We start from the raw sequence: 17,186 nt of genomic DNA on the forward strand, positions 1-17,186 counted from the left end.
TCGCCGGATCAGAGGACCCGGATGTTGCGGAACTGCCAGGGATCGCTGGTGTCGATGTCCTCGGGGAACAAGGTGCCGCGCCCGTCGAGCGGGGTCCAGTCGGTATAGGCTCCGACCACTGGCCCAAGGTAAGGACGGCAGATTTCGAGAATGCGCCGGAAATCGATCTCGTCCGGCTCCACGATGCCGCGCTGGGGATTTTCCATCACCCACACCATCCCGGCCAGAACGGCAACGGTCACCTGTAGGCTGGTGGCATTATTGTGCGGCGCAAGCGAGCGGGCCTCACCGACGGAAAGCTGCGAGCCGTACCAATAGGCTCCCTTGGCGTGACCGGCCAGCAGAACGCCCAATTCATCGATACCGCCGGTAATCTCGGACATCATCAGCCGCTGACGTGGCTGCTGAACCCACTCCTTGCCCGCCAGTTCATGAACCGATTTCACCGCATCGTCGCACGGGTGATAGGCGTAGTGGCAGGTCGGACGATACGTCACCGTGTCGCCCTCGCGCACCGTCAGGTAATCCGAAATCGAGATCGCCTCGCTGTGGGTGATCAGGAAACCATGGAACGGCCCTTCGGTCGGGGTCCAGGTCCGCACCTGCTGACTGGCACCGGGACGCATCAGATAAATCGCGCTATCGCAGCCGAAATCGTGGCGGCGGCCATCGGCGGGCAGGGCCTTTTCATGCGATCCCCACCCCAGTTCGACAGGCTGGCAGCCTTCACCAACGAAGCCGTCGATCGACCAGGTATTAACGAACTCGCCCCTTTCCTTGGGCCGGTCGGCAACCTGGGTATCGCGCTCGGCGACATGGATGACCTTGACACCAAGGCGCTGCGCCAGCGCGGCCCACCCGGCGCGGTCGGCCGGAATGGCCTCCGTCACGCCGGTATCGGCGGCGACGTTCAACAGAGCCTGCTTGACGAAGTGCGACACCAGCCCCGGATTGGCACCGTGAGTGATCAACGCGGTCGAAGCCGGCCCGTCGCAGCGCTGCCTCATCATCGTCTCGCGCAGGGCATAGTTGGTGCGGTGGCTGGGGCTGAGAGAGGGATCGGTATAACCACCCGGCCACGGCTCGATGCAGGTATCGAGATACAGCACGCCGAGTTCGCGGCACAGCCCGACAAGAGCCACCGACGACACATCGACAGAAAGATTGAGCAGAAAGTCGCCTTTACCCAACATCGCCGACAGACGCGGGCGATAGTCTTCTTGCGTCAGAGCCTGATTGATGAAGCGCAGCTCATATTCGTTGGCGACGTCATGACCACGTTCGTCGGCCGTGATGATAGTGATCCGGGTAGGATCAATGTCAATATGGCGCAGGATCAGCGGCATAACCCCCTGTCCGATGCTGCCGAATCCTATCACCACCAATCGTCCGTCAAACGCGATATGCTTCATCTTATCTAGTCTCCACTGGGCAAGCGGTTCCCGTCCATTAAGGTTGCCGAACCAAACATGACATCAAAACCCGCTCCCCCGCGAAGGGGAGGGTTTGGGCGCGTAACGCGTCGGCGGCAGGCGACCGGATAGACCAGCCTTACCTGTCCGCCGTCACATACTTTTTTCAATTTTTGGGATACAGGCCCGTTGACGGGTCACAACCATGTCCACCTCCCTTTCGGGGACCGGCCCGAATTTAAGCCGGCTTCTCCAAAAAGGACGCGATCGTCGTTGCATAACCCCACTGGGCCATAGGCACGTGCGTGTGCGTCTCTCAACTACTGTATAGCTGCGCAGAGGCCGTCATGCAAGTGACAATCCCCACCTTCCGCAGAACGCGGTTTGCATACGGGCGATATCCGAGATAGGATCGAGCTTCCAGCTCATAAAGCTGTGATCGGAAAAGACGCCCGGATCGACGCTGACTTGGCATCACACCGCCAATGCCGCGACTTAACGGCACCGTTCCGCTGTTATTACAGAACAGAACCTCGACAAACTGCGGTAAGTCCCAATGAACGCTGTGTCTCCTTATCGTGTTTTAGTCGTTGACGACGATGCGGGGGACGTAGCCCTGGTCTCGCAGGCAATCGGGGAAGGTCCATTCCCTTGTATCGTCGAACGGGCGCGTGACGGCATCGAAGCGCTGGAGCGACTGCGCCCGCCTTTAAACGACGACGATATCGACATGCCACACTTGGTGCTGCTCGACATCAATATGCCGCGCAAGGGCGGCATCCAGGTGCTTGAGGAAATCCGCGCCGACCCCCTGCTGAACCACCTCCCTGTAGTGGTGATGTCAACCTCGACATCGGAATGGGACATCGCCACCGCCTATCGCGCCGGAGCCTGCGGCTACATCGCCAAGCCGATGGAGATTGACGATCTGTTCCGGGCGATTCACGGCGTCGAGGCTTATTGGTTTGGCGTGGTGCGGCGACCGGACTAACCCTCGCCCCCTCCCCCACCCAGACCACTTCTATACCCAAAGTTATGTTCACCAATATGTCACTTCGCTGTGACAGGGATGGGTGACGAAATTTTGTGGCGTTTTTCGCATCATTTTCGGTTAAACATGCCAGCCATGCGGCTGGGGTGCGTTGCACAATGGCTGAATTCGGGAGAATTCTGCCAATCTGTAATGGTTCATCCGATGGCGGTCAGGGGTAGGTAGGACTTGAACCGCGCTTTTGGGTAGCCTAGGATGCACCTAGACGCTTTTTTGGGCATGTTTGACAACGTGACTAAGATTTAAGCATATCCATCCATCCTGGAGCGGCGGCACCCGCCCTGGGACCAGGATGTTCGCTGGAGGAGGGCTGAGGTTCTATGACCGTCCGTATCAACCGCCGTCGTGCCATTACCGTGCTGGCCGCCGCCGCCGGTCTGCCGCTAATCTGGCAGGCGAGCCAGGCGCACGCCGCCCGACTGATCCGTTGGGAAGGCACCACTCTCGGCGCGCCCTCGACCATTCAGCTCTATCATACCGATGAGACCAAGGCCCGCGCCGCCATTGCCGCTGGCTTGGACGAGTTGGCCCGGCTGGAATCGATCTTCAGCGTCTATCGCGCTGATTCCGCGATCACTGCGCTGAACCGCGACGGTCGCCTGGACAATGCTCCGGTCGAGCTGATCGAGATGCTGACCCATGCCCGCGATCTGGCGAAGATCAGCGATGGCGTCTACGATCCGACGGTTCAGCCGGTGTGGCAGCTGTATTTCAGCCACTTCACGAGCAACAATCCCGACCCCGCCGGTCCCGCCGCCGCCGATATGGCCAAGGCGTTGGCTTTGGTCGATTGGCGCGGCATCGAGATCGATCCGATCAACCGCACCATCGTCCTGGCTCGTCCTGGCATGGCGGTAACGCTGAATTCCGGCGCCCAGGGCTACATCACCGACCGCGTTGCGGCCGTGCTGCGCAGCCACGGCTTCGTCAACATGCTGGTCGATATGGGCGAGCCCCGCGCGCTCTCGACCAAGCCGGATGGTTCGGCGTGGCGGATTGGCATTGCCAACCCGGCCGATCCCTCGCGCGCCATCACCGAAATCGATGTCGTTGACAAGGCTGTCTCGACCTCGGGCGGCTATGGCACCCTGTTCGACGATGCAGGTCAGTTTACCCACCTGATCGACACCCGTACCGGCAAGACCGCACCGGCTATGGTGGGTGTTTCGGTGATTGCGGACAACGCCACCACGGCCGACGGCTTATCGACCGCGCTTTTGCTGGCTCCGGTCGAACGGCGTCAAGAGATCCTGCGCGCCGCCGGTGGCCTGACGGCAATCTTTGTCACTCCCGATGGTGTCACCGCGACGGTGACGGCCTAAAAGGGACAGACTTATTTGAAAGGCGGCATGGAGACATGAGCCAGGGACTGGACCACACAGCGACGCCGAGAGGCGACAACACCATCGAGGCAATCGCCAAGGTGGTGGCCTTTGAACGCGGTCTGGCCGTTCTCGAACCGGAACCGACCGGCTCTTGTAACGGCTGTATGTCGGCGGCGCTGTGCGGCACCAAGACCGGCAACACCTCCCGGCTGCTGGCCAAGCGCTTTACCCTGGCCAACAGCGCCGGACTTAGTATCGGCGACCGGGTGGTGGTCGGCCTGGGCGGCGGCTCGCTGCTGCGGGCGTCGGTCACCGCCTACGCCATTCCGCTGCTGACCATGCTGGTGGCGATGGTGACCATCGACCAGATGGGTGGCGGAGAAACCCGGACCATGGTGGGGGCCGTCGCCGGATTGGGGCTGGGGATCGTGATCGCCCGGCTGTCCGCGACCCACCTTGCCAACCGGGGGGATTTGTCTCCCCGCTTTATCCGCCGCGCCTACGGCCCAGGCCCGGGCGAAAGCTGCCATACCGATCTCGGGTGAGGGATATTCGATGCACGATTTACTGCTGCTGATCGTCGGAGCGGCTCTGGTCAACAACGTTGTGCTGGCCCGCTTCCTGGGCCTGTGTTCGTTCATGGGTGTGACGACCAAGCAGGAAACCGCCGTAGGCATGAGTCTGGCGACCACCTTCGTCATCACCGTGTCTTGCATGGGCGACTGGGCGGTCGAAAAATATCTGCTTGAGCCTTATGATGTTGGCTTCCTGCGCACCGTTACCTTTATTCTGGTTATCGCCGCTGCGGTTCAGTTCACCGAACTGACCGTGCGCAAGGTGTCGCCGACATTGTTCAAGACGCTGGGCATCTATCTGCCGCTGATCACCACCAACTGCGCCGTGTTGGGCCTCGCGCTGTTGCTGGTCGAAGGCAAGATGAGCTTCGTCAACGCCACCCTGTTCGGGTTCGCCTCGGCCCTGGGCTATAGCTTGGTGATGGTCATCTTTGCCGGTCTGCGCGAACGTATCGCGCTCGCCTCGGTGCCCCGCCTGTTCGCCGGCCCGCCGGTCGGCTTTATCACCGCCAGCCTGCTTGCCCTTGCCTTCATGGGCTTTTCCGGCATGGCCACCAACTAGGGAGATGACGCCATGTTGATCGCAGTCGGAGGTCTGGCCGCCATGGGCGTCACCCTCGGTGCCCTCCTGGGAGTTGCCGCCCGTTATCTCGCAGTCGAGGCCGACCCGCTTGAAGCCGAGCTTCAGGCGATGCTGCCCGGCTCGCAGTGCGGACAGTGCGGCTTTGTCGGTTGTCAGCAGTTCGCCGCCGCCCTGGCCGAAGGTCACGCTTCGGTCGCCGCCTGCATCCCCGGCGGCCATGCCACCGCCGAAGCGCTGGCCAAGCGCCTGGGCGTAAGCCTGGACGCCTCGGATCATGTCGAGACCGGCCCGACCGTCGCTTTCGTGAACGAGGATCTGTGCATCGGCTGCCTGCGCTGCTTCAACGAGTGCGGAACCGATGCGATTGTGGGGGCCGCCAAGCAGGTTCACACCGTCATCGCCGATGTCTGCCACGCTTGCGGAAAATGCGTTAAGACCTGCCCGACCGAGGCGATCGAGATGCGTCCGGTGTTGCCGACCCTGGCGACGTGGCACTGGGACAAACCGGGTGCCCTCACCACGCATTAATCGGTACAGCCGATCCGATAAACCTTTGCGGCAAAAGAGTTCCGCGTTTGCCGCGCGGAAGTCCGTTGCCCCAGTCCGATTGTTTTGCAAGCTCTGTAGGAGCGACGGTTCATGAAGTTGTTTCCCATCAAGGGCGGCATTCATCCCGAATACCGCAAGGAACTGACCAGCGAGAAGCCGATCGTCGCGCTCCCGATCCCGTCGGTTCTTTATCTGCCGGTGCAGCAGCACATGGGGGCCGCCGCCAGCACGGTGGTCAAGGTCGGCGATCTGGTGCTGAAAGGTCAAATGCTGGCGCGCGGCCAGGGCGTCGTGTCGGCTCCGGTCCATGCGCCGACCTCGGGCCGGATCGTCGAAATCGCCGAGAGAACAGCGCCGCACCCGTCGGGTTTGCCGATGCTGACCATCGTGCTTGAAGCCGACAGCAAGGATCAGTGGGCCGACCTGCCTGCTCCGATCGCCGATCCCTTCGCCGAATCGACCCAGGTCATCCGCGCCCGCGTCGGCGAGTCCGGCATCGTCGGTCTGGGCGGAGCGACCTTCCCCTCGGCGGTTAAGCTGGGGCTCGGCGACAAGAACAAGCTGGAAATCCTCCTGCTGAACGGCGCCGAATGCGAACCTTATCTCACCTGTGACGACCGGGTGATGCGCGAATATGCCGCGGAAGTGATCGACGGGGCGCGGATCATGGCTCACGCCCTGGGGGCCCCCCAGGTCGTAATCGCGATTGAGGAAAACAAGCCGCAAGCGGCCGAGGCGATGCGCAGGGCCGCCACCGTCATGCTCGACGTCGCCATCGTCGATGTTCCGGTCCAATATCCGATGGGGGCCGAGCGCCACTTGACCCAGGCGGTGACCGGACGGGAAACTCCAGCACGCAAACTGACCGCCGATGTCGGTGTGGTGGTCCACAACGTCGCCACCGCCCGCGCGGTGCATCATGCCGTCCGGTTCGGTCGCCCGCTGCTGTCGCGAGTCGTCACCGTCAGCGGCAACGGCATCAGGGAGCCGAAGAACATCGAAGTGCCTTTGGGCACGCCGATCAACGATTTGCTTGGCTTCTGCGGCGGAATCAGCGGCCCGATCAAGCGTCTGGTCAGCGGCGGCCCGATGATGGGCCAGCCGATCGTCGATACTGCTGTTCCGGTGGTCAAGGGCACCTCGGGCGTGCTGGCTCTGACCGGCGAGGAAGTCAACGAACGACCGAGCCAGCCCTGCATCCGCTGCGGCACCTGCGTATCGATCTGTCCGTGCGGTCTGGTTCCCGTCGAGATGGCTGCGCTGATCCGCAACGAGCGGCTGGAAGAAGCCGCCGCGATCGGCCTACAGGATTGCGTGTCGTGCGGATCCTGCTCGTACATCTGCCCGTCCTATGTTCCGCTGGTCCATTACTTCAACTATGCCAAGGGCCGGCTGAACGCGCTTGATCGCGAGCGCCGCAAGAGCGAGCAAACCAAGGCTCTGGTCGAAGCCCGCAATGCCCGTCTGGAACGGATCGCCCAGGCCAAGCGCGACGCCGCAGCCCGCGCCAAGGCGCAATCGCAAAACTCTGACGTGAACAAGGCAGACGCATGAGAATCGCCGTCGATAAGAGCGGACCGTTCACCCACGCTCCCACAAGCGTCTCGCGCACCATGACCCTGGTGCTGGCGGCGCTGCTCCCCGCTACGCTGTATGATATCTGGCTGTTCGGTTGGCCGGCAGCGTTGATGTTCCTGGTCACCGTGCTGTCCTGCGTTGGGCTTGACGGCTTTGTGCCTTGCCTTGTCCAAGCGCCCCGTTGGCCCCACCCTTGCCGATGGTTCGGCGGTTCTGACCGGCTGGTTGCTGGCGATGAGCATGCCGCCGTGGGCTCCGTGGTGGGTGTGTTTCGTCGCTGCGGTTTTCGCGATCTGCCTCGCCAAGCATGCCTTTGGCGGTCTCGGTCAAAATGTGTTCAACCCGGCGATGGTCGGTCGTATCGCGGTGCTGGTGTCGTTTCCGCTCCAGATGACCACCTTCGTCAAGCCGGCGCCGCTGGGCAGCGCAGGTTCACCCGGACTGCTCGATAGCATCGGCATTATCTTCGGCCATTCGTCCGTGCTGGACTCGGTGAGCGCCGCCTCGGCTCTCGGCTACATCAAGACCGAGCTGTCGCGGGGTATTCCAGTCAGCCAGTCGATTCTGACCACCCCCGATATCACCAGTCTGGCGCTCGGCACTCATGCCGGAAGTTTCGGTGAGACGTCGGCGTTGCTGATCCTGCTGGGTGGCCTGTTCCTGATCGCCAAGCGGGTGATCTCCTGGCACATCCCGGTCGCGGTGATGGGAACCTTGTTCCTGCTCGGCACCGTGTTCAGCATGATCAATCCCGATCGCTTCACGCCGGGCATCTTCCAGTTGATGTCGGGTGCGACCATTCTGGGGGCATTCTTCATCGCCACCGATTACGTCACCTCTCCGGTGTCTAAATCGGGACAGCTGGTCTACGGCATCGGCATCGGCTTCCTGACATGGGTCATCCGCACTTTCGCCGGCTATCCCGAAGGCATGGCCTTCGCGGTTCTGCTGATGAACGCGCTGACCCCAATCATCGACCACCACATTCGCCCGCGCGCCTTTGGCCGTACCCGCAAGGGCGAGCCGCTGCCGTTGAACAGGGGGGATAAATGAGCCGCGCCACCTGGATTCACGCCTCGATCCTGGGGGCGTTCTGCCTGGGCTTCGGCGTCGTGCTGGCCGTCACCGACCAGCAGACCAACGACGACATCAAGCAGCGCATCCTTGAGGACAAGGAACGCTCGCTGGCCCAGGTGCTGCCGACCGCGATCCATGACAATTCGCCGGTCGCAGACACCATCACCTTGAAGGACGCGAAGGGCGAGGACATCACCGTCTATCGCGCCACCAAGGACGGACATGTCACCGGTGTCGCCTATACCATTGTCGGCACCGGCTATGCGGGTCCGATCCGCCTGATGCTGGGTGTCGATGCCGAGGGCAAGGTTCTCGGCGTCCGTGTCATCACCCACAAGGAAACCCCCGGTCTGGGCGACAAGATCCAGGTCGATAAAGGGGACTGGATCCTGCGCTTCAACGGCCTGTCATTCGCCAACACCCCGCTTGAGAAGTGGAAGGTGAAGAAGGACGGCGGTCAGTTCGACCAGTTCTCGGGCGCCACCATCACGCCACGCGGCGTCGTTGGCGCGATCCGCGAAGGTCTGCATTTCTTCGACGAACAGAAATCCAAGATGCTGGAGGCCGGTTGATGGCTACGCCCTACAAGACGATCATCAAGGACGGTCTGTGGGAAAATAACGGCGTCATCGCCATGCTGTTGGGCATGTGCCCGACCATGGCGGTAACGACCAGCGCCACCAACGGCCTTGGCCTCGGCCTTGCCACCGCCCTGGTGATGGCCGCGTCGAGCCTGCTGGTTGCGTTGTTCCGCAAGACGATCACCCAGGAAGTCCGCATCCCGGTCTTCATCCTCATCATCGCCTCGATGACCACCCTGGTCGATCTGTGCATGAATGCCTGGATGCACGAGATGTATAAGGTGTTGGGATTGTTCATCCCGCTGATCGTGTCGAACTGCCTTCCGCTGGCGCGCCTTGAAGCCTTTGCCGCCAAAGAACCGGTCAGCCGCTCCTTCGTTGACGGACTGTTCATGGGGATTGGCTTTACCCTGTCGCTGGTCGTGATCGGCGCCATCCGCGAGTTGATCGGCAACGGCACCATTTTCGCTGATGCCGCCCTGCTGCTGGGACCGGCCTTCCATTTCATGGAATTGCGGCTGTTGCCCGCCGATACCGGCGTGCTGCTCGCAATCCTGCCTCCGGGTGGGTTCCTGGTCACCGGTCTGGTTCTGGTCGCCAAGCGGATGATCGACCTTGCCGCCGGCAAGGAAATCCGCATGGCTGGCGCTCACAGCGTCTAAGGAGAAGAGCGATGAAGGTCGGAGTCGTCTACGCCACCCCGGCACGTCAGTCCTGGCTGACCATCGACGTGCCCGAAGGCAGCACCGTCAAGGACGCGATCGAGAAGTCCGGCATCCTGCGCCAGTTCCCCGAGATCGATCTGGAGGCTCAGAAGGTCGGTATCTACGGCAAAGCGACCACCCTTGAGGCCGTCATCGAGGACGGTGCCCGGATCGAGATCTATCGTCAGATCACCGCCGATCCCAAGACCGTGCGCCGTCGCCCGCGTGAGGGTGCGGCCCCGGCCAACGGGGGGGCGGAAGGATGAGCGTTGGCGACGACCTGACGATCACCCAATCGGTTGCTTTCGCGGTTCTGCATGCGCTGGACAATGAAAGCAACGCCGCTTGGGTCGCATGGGCCAAGGGCTGGCTGAATGGCGACGACCGTTCCGCCACCGCCGCGGCGGTGGCCGCCGAATCCGCGACGGTAGCGGCGGCACGCCACGCCGCCAATGCGGCTCGCCTGTTCGATCTGGCCCAATCCCTGCAAACCGAGGCGGCAATGCTGTCGGCCGAGGGACGCAACGCCGGTTGGACTTTGGATGCAGTCGAGAACCGTAACACCGAGTGCCTAGTCGAGGTCGCCGAGGCGATCCGGCTGGCCGATGGTAGCGGGTTGCAGGGCGGGTCGTCCCGCAGTGCCGAATTGCTGGCCCAGGTCGTTCGCGATCACTGATCGCGGCTCAGGTCTGGCCATCCTTATCTGAAAGCCGCCGGGTCAACAGATCGTCCCGGCGGCTTTTTCCTTTTCCCATCCGAATGTAATGCTGTCAGGCTTGAGAACCGCCCCAACAGGGCAAGCGGGAGCCGATACGGAGACGGGTCTTTTGAACGGAGCGGACTACGTCGCCGCTTTTTTGCGGCATCGAGGAGTCGGGCGGGTTCATTGCACGGCAGGCGCATCGTGTGCGCGGATGATCGACGCCATCGCCCGCCAGCCGGGCATCGATTACTTCACTCATTTCAACGAGCGTTCGGCAGCGCTGGCGGCCAACGCTGTATGGCATGCCGCCCGCCGGATCGGAGTAGCGATGGCAAGCGGTGGCCCCAGCGCCACCAACATGGTCACGGGGATCGCCTGCGCCTATCATGATTCAGTCCCGACGCTGTTCATCACCGGCCAGAGCGACGTCGGACGGACGCCAATCGCGGCAATCGTCGCTCCGATCGTCAAGGCCGCATTCGAGGTCGCGCAAGTCGCCGATCTACCCCGAATCCTGGACGAAGGCTGGGATCTTGCTCTCGCGGGGCGACCGGGGCCGGTCCTGATCGACATTCCCGTCGCAGTTCAGGCTGAACCGCTCGACCAGTCCATTATTATCCCACCCGAAGCGGTCCCGCACCTGCCGCCACCAGACACTGAAACGATCGGCGCAACCCTGACCGCCTTTCTGGCCGAAGCCGAACGCCCGCTGCTGTTGCTGGGCGGCGGCGTCGGGCGGGCGGGCTGTTCGGTCGCCCTGGCCGACTGGCTGCGCCGCGACCGGGTTCCGTTTGTCGCCAGCTGGAGCGCCCTCTCCTGCTTCGACCACGATCTGCCCAGCTATCTTGGTGCCATCGGTCGTCACGGCAACCGTGGTGCCAATTTCGCCCTATGGAACTGCGACCGTCTCCTGGTTTTGGGCAGCCACCTCGACGACAATCTGCGCAGCAGCGATCCCCGTTATTTTGCTCCCGCCGCACGCATTCACGTTATCGATATCGACGCGCATGAACTGACCCGTCTGGCCACAGACAGGTGTCAGGGAACTTGTCTCGACCTGCGCTTTTTGCCGCAGGTCCTCGACCATCTGACGCCACCGCTGCCAACCCGCGCTTGGCACGAGTATCTGGAACAGAGCCGGTCCCGCTATTTCGGCCGCGATATTTCGACTTTTGCCAGGACACACAGGGTGCTGTCGCCATATGCGGTAATGCAGCGTCTATCGAAATGTCTGGCCCTCGATGCGGTGGTGATCGGAGACACCGGAGCCAATTTGTGTTGGCTGTTCCAGATGTTCCACCGCCGCCGTCATTCCCTGTTCGCGGCGGGAAGCCATGCACCTGCTGGCTATGCCTTGCCGGCAGCCATCGGCGCGGTGCTGGAGCAACCCCGCCGACAGGTGGTGGCGATGATTGGCGATGGCGGGCTTCAGTCCACTCTTGAGGATTTGCAGACCCTAGCCTACCACCATCTGGGAATCGCCGTGGTGGTGTTCAACAACTCTGGCTACGGCCTCATCAAGTACGACCAAAATCAGACTTGCGGCGGCCGCCATGAGGCGACGGGACGGCTGTACAGCGTTCCCAATTTCGACCGGATCGCATCGGCTTTCGGTATTGAGTACCGTAAAATCGAGCATGTCGAGCAAATCGGGGCCGATCTGTTCCTGACGGGTGGACCGATCCTGGTCGAAATCAGTATCGCGGAGGAGATGCCGGTCGAGCCGCAGATCCCTCCCGATGGACAAATTTCGCGGCAAGTCCCGGATTTAAGCGACGAAGAGCGAGCCTTCGGCAGCCGTTTCGTTCCGTTCGGCCAGTCCCCCCCCTCCTAATCGTCATCATTTAATAACGATGATTGGTCCGCGGGCTGCGCTGCGCTATTGTCCGCCCACCCCCACATACGGCGATTCACCATGACGCATTTGCGCCTTGCCATGTTCGATGTCGATGGCACCCTGATCGATAGCCAGCACACCATCATCTCGGCGATGACAATCGCCTGGAGCCGACTCGATCTCGGCACCCCAAAGCCCGATCATGTGCGGCAAATCATCGGCCTGTCGCTGGTCGAGGCCTGCGCAATGCTGTTGCCCTGGGCAACACCAGCGACTCACCGTGCTGTCGCCGAAGCCTATAAAAGCGCCTTTCACACCCTTCGCCTGATGCCGGAGCACGACGACCCGCTGTTTCCCGGAGCGCTTGCCGCCCTTGATCAGTTAGAGACGGACGGCTGGCTGCTCGGGCTGGCCACCGGCAAGTCACGGCGAGGAGTCGAGGCGATGCTTGACACTCATGGACTGCACGGGCGTTTCGTCACCATCCAGACCGCCGACGAGAATCCCAGCAAGCCCGACCCGTCGATGCTGCACCGCGCCGCCGACGAATGCGGCGTTGCCATCGCCAATGTGGCGATGATCGGCGACACCTCTTATGACATGGCGATGGCCAACGCCGCTCGCGCCGCCGCTATTGGCGTTTCGTGGGGCTATCAGTCGCTGGAGGAGTTACGCGGAGCCGGAGCCAAAGTGGTTCTGGACAGTTTTGAAAACCTGACCCGAGTACTCGACTCGGTCATCGGAGAACGGTCATGCGTCCCGCCACAATCATAAAGATCGTCCTTGCCGCCGCCCTGATTTTGGCGGTAGCGGCGATTGCCGCCGCCAAATCGGTGAATACCGAGCGCTACAAGGCGGTTCTGGCCGATCGTGTCCGGGCCGCCACCGGCTTGAACATGGTTTTCAACGGCCCGGTCAAGCTGCGTCTGGGTCTGTCTCCCCGTCTCAGCATTACCGGGCTGGGCCTATCGGTTCCGGGATCGTCGGCACCGTTGTTGCAGGTTGACCGCATCGAGGCACGGGTCGGGCTGCTGCCGCTACTGTTCCGCCAGTTCCGTACCGAGCGGTTGCTGCTGATCCGCCCGACTTTGCGCCTGACCCCCGCCACCGCTCCGGCGGCAACCGCCGCAATCGCCGCCGCCGCCGGGATCGGACTCGACCGGGTTCACGATGACGTCGTACCCGCGACCAGCTTCGCCCTGGGCGAGGTCCAGCTTGAGGACGCGACCCTGTTGTGGGTGACCGACGCCTCCACCCCGGAAACCCGCATCCTGTTGTCGCAGGGTCGAATTCGCCCCGAAAGCATCGAAGGCGGACGATTGACGTTGGAAGGTCGCGGCCATTGGGCCGATACCGGCTTTGAACTGACCGGAATCGTCGGACCGGCCGATACCCGCAAGAGGCACCGCCCCTTCCCTGTCCAATTGAAGGGAACGATCAGCGGAACCGTTGTCGTGGCGCGCGGCAGCATCGCCGACCCTCTGACCGGCGAAGGACTCGACATCGTTCTTGATGCGCGCGGCGACGAGTTGAACGACCTGCTGCACCGCGCCGGTTTGCTGACAACCGCCGATGGACAGACTCCGCCGACGATCGGCCCCTACAAAATGGCGGCGCGGTTGGTCGGTTCCGTCCAGGCGCCCGCGCTTGAGAACATCGACGCCGTTCTGGGTAAGCACGACACTCTTTTGCTGGGCGCGCGCGGATCTTTTGCGTCACCACTGACCGGGCACGGACTCGATCTGGCCCTCACCGCCGAAGCCGACAGCCTGACCGGACCGGGACGGCTGTTCGGACTGGACATCGCCACCGGCGGCGCGCTACGGGCAGGCGGTAAGCTGACCGACAGCCCGACCGGTGGTTGGCGGCTGTCCGGGATAAAAGCGACCATCGGCGGCAACGACCTGACCGGCGATCTGGCTCTGACCGTCCAGCCCAAACTGACCGTGAACGGGAAAATAGCGGCGACATCCCTCAGCTTGTCTGATCTCGGCCTTGATCCGTTGCGCCTGCTGGAAACGGTCCAGACGTCACCGTCGCGCCCGGCGATCCCGATCGTCGATGAGCGACTGCTGACCAACGAACCGCTGGCACTGGACCGTCTCGGCAGTATCGATGTCGATCTTGGAATCACCGCGACCAGCTTCCCGGTGGGATCGATCTCGCTCACAGAGGCCGCTGCGACAGTCCGCCTCACCGGCGGACGGCTGAGAATCGAGGGCTTCACCGCCAAACTGGGCGACGGAGCCTTGTCCGGCGAAGCCATGCTTGACGCCTCGGATCACACCCCCATCGCTGCGATGAAACTGTCGGGCAGCGGACTTGATCTAAAACGGATCACGAGTGGCTTCCCCTTCGATGGCGGCCGCGCCGAGTTGATGGTTGATCTGCGAGCCCAAGGCGTCAGCCCCCGCATGCTGGCCGGTACGCTGGACGGCCATATCCTGGCTGGAGTCAACGATACCGGCCTGATGGCGAGCGCTGCCGGTGGGGTTCCGGCGCGTCTGTTAACCGCTCTTGACGGCGGAACCGGCGACGAAGACCCGATTCACCTGCGCTGTGCCGCGGTCCGCATCGGCGTAAAGAACGGCTTGGCGAACGCCGAACGTGGGCTTGCCGTCGAGACCCCGCGCGCCGCAATTCTGGGCAACGGGACTCTCGATCTCCGCACCGAAATGCTCGATCTCGTTTTCGCCGTCCGGGGCGGAAGTGCCGTCCGATTGCGGGGAGGATTGGCCGCTCCCTTGGTTGGTGGGGAAAACACCGCCCTACGCCCCTTCTCGCAACGCCCGGCAGCCACCCGGCCACCGGTCGATCCAGCCCCCTGCCGCGCCGTCATGGGGCGGCGTTAACATCAGAGGTCCGTTCCCGTGAGCCTGTCCACCCTTCGCCGCTTTTACGAAGCCGCCTCCGCCGCAGAGAGCGAGGGCGGCTTCGCTGTTCATCTTGACGGACGCCCGGTACGGACGCCCGGCGGGCGCTTCCTGCTGGTGCCCGCCCGCCCCCTGGCCGAGGCGGTCGCCGCCGAATGGGACGCCCAGGTCGAAACAATCCTGCCTTCGACGATGCCACTGACCCAATTGTCCAGCACCGCGCTCGACCGAGTTGCACCCGAGCGGGAGACGATCACCGGCTACCTGATGGCTTATGCCGGAACCGATCTGTTGTGCTACCGCGCCGAAGCCCCGGCCGATCTGGCCATGCGACAAAGCCGGGAGTGGCAGCCGTTGTTGGACTGGGCCGCGGAGACTTTGGCCGCTCCGCTGGCATCGACCGTTTCTGTCCTGGCGGTCTCACAGCCGGATCACGCACTGGCGGCGCTGGCGACCCATCTCGACGCCCAGGATTCGTGGCGGTTGACAGCAATCCAGGCTGCCGCCGCCGCCACCGGCTCGCTGATCCTGGCCCTGGCTCTGGCCGAAGAACGGATCGATGCCGAAGCCGCCTGGAGCCTGTCCCAACTTGACGAGACCTACCAGATCGAGCAATGGGGAGAGGACGCCGAGGCCACCAGCCGCCGGGCCGCCCTTAAACGCGACATCGCCGCGGCGGAACGGCTGCTGTCGCTGCTGAAAGCCTGATCCGCCAGGGTATTTCCATCTCTATCGGCCGGCGGCATTGCGGTAGGCGTCGTCTTTTGCGATGATCCGGCCCCGGCCGCCGGGCCATCGTTTCATCGCGTCGAGGAGAATAGGTCATGGGAAGCTGGAGCATCGGGCATTGGCTGATCGTTCTGGTTATCGTGCTGCTGCTGTTCGGCGCCAACAAGATTCCCAAGCTGATGGGCGATATGGCCAAAGGGGTCAAGGCGTTCAAGCAGGGGTTGAAGGACGGTGACGACGAGGCTGCGGCCGCTCCACAACCTGCGCCGCAACAGCCCCAGGCCAGCGTCCAGGCACAGCCTGCGGCCCCCACCACCACCGCGACGCACGCGGCTCCGCAGCACGATCCGCTCCACAAGGGCTGAGATCCTTTAACTGCACGGGAGAGTCCTGATGTTCGATATCGGCTGGGACGAGATGGCGCTGATCGCCGCCGTCAGCCTGATCGTGATCGGGCCAAAGGACTTGCCCGTGGTCCTGCGTCAGGTCGGTCGCTGGACCCGTAAGGCTCGCCTGATGGCCACCGATTTCCAGCGCGGATTCGATGACATGGTGCGCGAATCCGAACTGGAAGAGGTCAAGCAACAAATCGTCAAGGCGACCGACCCATCCTTGCTGCGTCAGGAGATCGACAGAACGGTCGATCCTGATGGCGAGCTGGCTCGGGCGATGACCTTGCCACCACCGGACACGCTTCATTCTGCGGCCCCCGCCCCTGTGCCCGAGCCGATTCCCGCCGACGCGCCGCCCTCGCGGCCGCCCGCACCCTGACCTGGGCGATCCCGACGTGACAGATACCCCCGATGACAAAACCATGCCGCTGCTTGACCACCTGATCGAGTTGCGCCGTCGGCTGATCTGGTCGGCGCTGGCCTTCATCGTTGCCTTCGGGGTTTGCTACTATTTCTCCGGTACGATCTACGATTTCCTGCTGGAGCCCTATTCGGCTGCGGCGCTGGCCAAGGGGGGCAGCCGTCGTCTGATCTATACCGCCCCCACCGAAGCGTTCTTTACCTTCATGAAGGTTGCCGGATTCTCTGCCGCCGCAATCTGTTTCCCCATCTGGGCAGGTCAATTATGGGCCTTCATCGCCCCTGGCCTCTACAAGCACGAGAAGCGCGCCTTTTTGCCTTTCATGCTGGCCACGCCAATCCTATTCGGACTTGGTGCGGCCCTGGTTTATTTCATCGTCCTGCCGGGTCTTTACACCTATCTGCTCAGTTTCGAATCGCTAGTGGCAACACCGGGATCGCTCCCGATCCAGCTTGAAGCCAAGGTCAACGAATCGCTGTCGCTGATCATGACCCTGATCTTCGCCTTCGGACTGGCCTTCCAGATGCCGGTTCTGCTGACTCTGCTGGCCAGAGTTGGGGTGATCACCGCAAAGGGCATGGCGGAAAAGCGCCGTTTTGCCATCGTTGGAAATTTCGTCTTCGCCGCGATTGTGACCCCCCCCGACGTCGTGAGCCAATGCTCGTTGGCGATCCCGATGGTCCTGCTGTACGAACTATCGATTCTGGCCGCCCGCGCGATGGAAAAGAGGCGCGCCAAGACTGAAGAAGCCGCTGAGGACTCAGACGCGATCGAAGAAACCGACTTCAACGGATAG

19 protein-coding genes are annotated in these 17,186 nt (G+C 62.7%); 18 read left to right on the forward strand and 1 reads right to left on the reverse strand.

Going from position 1 to position 17,186, the window contains the following annotated elements; translation table 11 throughout:
* Positions 1-8: 8 nt before the first annotated feature.
* On the reverse strand, positions 9-1,412 hold the full coding sequence (locus PHAMO_RS07005; protein ID WP_002727798.1) for a homospermidine synthase: 1,404 nt from the start codon (positions 1,410-1,412) through the stop codon (positions 9-11).
* Positions 1,413-1,968: 556 nt separating this feature from the next.
* Between PHAMO_RS07005 and PHAMO_RS07010 the strand changes: the two genes are divergently transcribed.
* The 18 genes from PHAMO_RS07010 to tatC all read left to right on the forward strand — a co-directional run bounded on the left by PHAMO_RS07010 (position 1,969) and on the right by tatC (position 17,186).
* Entirely contained in the window at positions 1,969-2,403 is a 435-nt protein-coding gene (locus tag PHAMO_RS07010; RefSeq protein WP_002727802.1) for a response regulator, read from the forward strand.
* A 380-nt stretch (positions 2,404-2,783) separates the two neighbouring features.
* Complete coding sequence (locus PHAMO_RS07015) at positions 2,784-3,785, forward strand: FAD:protein FMN transferase (RefSeq protein ID WP_002727804.1); 1,002 nt, start codon at positions 2,784-2,786, stop codon at positions 3,783-3,785.
* 35 nt (positions 3,786-3,820) lie between these two features.
* Complete coding sequence (locus PHAMO_RS07020) at positions 3,821-4,333, forward strand: SoxR reducing system RseC family protein (protein WP_002727806.1); 513 nt, start codon at positions 3,821-3,823, stop codon at positions 4,331-4,333.
* 10 nt (positions 4,334-4,343) lie between these two features.
* Complete coding sequence (gene rsxA, locus PHAMO_RS07025; protein WP_002727808.1) at positions 4,344-4,925, forward strand: electron transport complex subunit RsxA; 582 nt, start codon at positions 4,344-4,346, stop codon at positions 4,923-4,925.
* 12 nt (positions 4,926-4,937) lie between these two features.
* Entirely contained in the window at positions 4,938-5,474 is a 537-nt protein-coding gene (locus tag PHAMO_RS07030) for an RnfABCDGE type electron transport complex subunit B (protein WP_002727810.1), read from the forward strand.
* Positions 5,475-5,585: 111 nt separating this feature from the next.
* Positions 5,586-7,049 carry an electron transport complex subunit RsxC gene (gene rsxC, locus PHAMO_RS07035; protein ID WP_002727812.1) on the forward strand — a complete coding sequence of 488 codons (1,464 nt, stop codon included), beginning with the start codon at positions 5,586-5,588 and terminating at the stop codon, positions 7,047-7,049.
* Between the two features lie 189 nt (positions 7,050-7,238).
* Entirely contained in the window at positions 7,239-8,126 is an 888-nt protein-coding gene (locus PHAMO_RS07040; protein WP_268869798.1) for an RnfABCDGE type electron transport complex subunit D, read from the forward strand.
* On the forward strand, positions 8,123-8,722 hold the full coding sequence (gene rsxG / locus PHAMO_RS07045; protein ID WP_002727817.1) for an electron transport complex subunit RsxG: 600 nt from the start codon (positions 8,123-8,125) through the stop codon (positions 8,720-8,722). Before PHAMO_RS07040 ends, rsxG begins: the two co-directional genes overlap by 4 nt.
* On the forward strand, positions 8,722-9,393 hold the full coding sequence (locus PHAMO_RS07050; protein WP_040566380.1) for an electron transport complex subunit E: 672 nt from the start codon (positions 8,722-8,724) through the stop codon (positions 9,391-9,393). Before rsxG ends, PHAMO_RS07050 begins: the two co-directional genes overlap by 1 nt.
* An 11-nt stretch (positions 9,394-9,404) precedes the next feature.
* Positions 9,405-9,701 (forward strand): RnfH family protein, encoded by a 297-nt coding sequence (locus PHAMO_RS07055; RefSeq protein ID WP_002727821.1) that lies wholly within the window; start codon positions 9,405-9,407, stop codon positions 9,699-9,701.
* Positions 9,698-10,111 (forward strand): hypothetical protein, encoded by a 414-nt coding sequence (locus tag PHAMO_RS07060; protein ID WP_002727822.1) that lies wholly within the window; start codon positions 9,698-9,700, stop codon positions 10,109-10,111. Before PHAMO_RS07055 ends, PHAMO_RS07060 begins: the two co-directional genes overlap by 4 nt.
* A 151-nt stretch (positions 10,112-10,262) precedes the next feature.
* Positions 10,263-11,972 (forward strand): thiamine pyrophosphate-binding protein, encoded by a 1,710-nt coding sequence (locus PHAMO_RS07065; RefSeq protein ID WP_040566382.1) that lies wholly within the window; start codon positions 10,263-10,265, stop codon positions 11,970-11,972.
* A gap of 81 nt (positions 11,973-12,053) precedes the next feature.
* On the forward strand, positions 12,054-12,749 hold the full coding sequence (locus PHAMO_RS07070) for an HAD family hydrolase (RefSeq protein WP_002727826.1): 696 nt from the start codon (positions 12,054-12,056) through the stop codon (positions 12,747-12,749).
* Positions 12,728-14,827: an AsmA family protein gene (locus PHAMO_RS07075; RefSeq protein WP_002727828.1), complete on the forward strand. Its 2,100-nt coding sequence runs from the start codon at positions 12,728-12,730 to the stop codon at positions 14,825-14,827. The genes PHAMO_RS07070 and PHAMO_RS07075 overlap by 22 nt, the downstream gene beginning before the upstream one ends.
* Positions 14,828-14,845: 18 nt before the next feature.
* Positions 14,846-15,556 (forward strand): ATP12 family chaperone protein, encoded by a 711-nt coding sequence (locus tag PHAMO_RS07080; RefSeq protein ID WP_002727830.1) that lies wholly within the window; start codon positions 14,846-14,848, stop codon positions 15,554-15,556.
* Positions 15,557-15,672: 116 nt separating this feature from the next.
* A complete protein-coding gene (locus PHAMO_RS07085) occupies positions 15,673-15,942 on the forward strand; it encodes a twin-arginine translocase TatA/TatE family subunit (protein WP_002727832.1) in 270 nt (89 codons plus the stop codon).
* Positions 15,943-15,970: 28 nt separating this feature from the next.
* Positions 15,971-16,348 carry a Sec-independent protein translocase protein TatB gene (tatB, locus tag PHAMO_RS07090; RefSeq protein WP_002727833.1) on the forward strand — a complete coding sequence of 126 codons (378 nt, stop codon included), beginning with the start codon at positions 15,971-15,973 and terminating at the stop codon, positions 16,346-16,348.
* A gap of 16 nt (positions 16,349-16,364) precedes the next feature.
* The gene (tatC, locus tag PHAMO_RS07095; RefSeq protein WP_040566383.1) at positions 16,365-17,186 is read left to right on the forward strand and encodes a twin-arginine translocase subunit TatC; all 822 of its coding nucleotides are present in this window, start codon (positions 16,365-16,367) and stop codon (positions 17,184-17,186) included.

The sequence above is a fragment of the Magnetospirillum molischianum DSM 120 genome (genome assembly GCF_000294655.1).
In the GTDB taxonomy this organism is placed as follows: domain Bacteria; phylum Pseudomonadota; class Alphaproteobacteria; order Rhodospirillales; family Magnetospirillaceae; genus Phaeospirillum; species Phaeospirillum molischianum.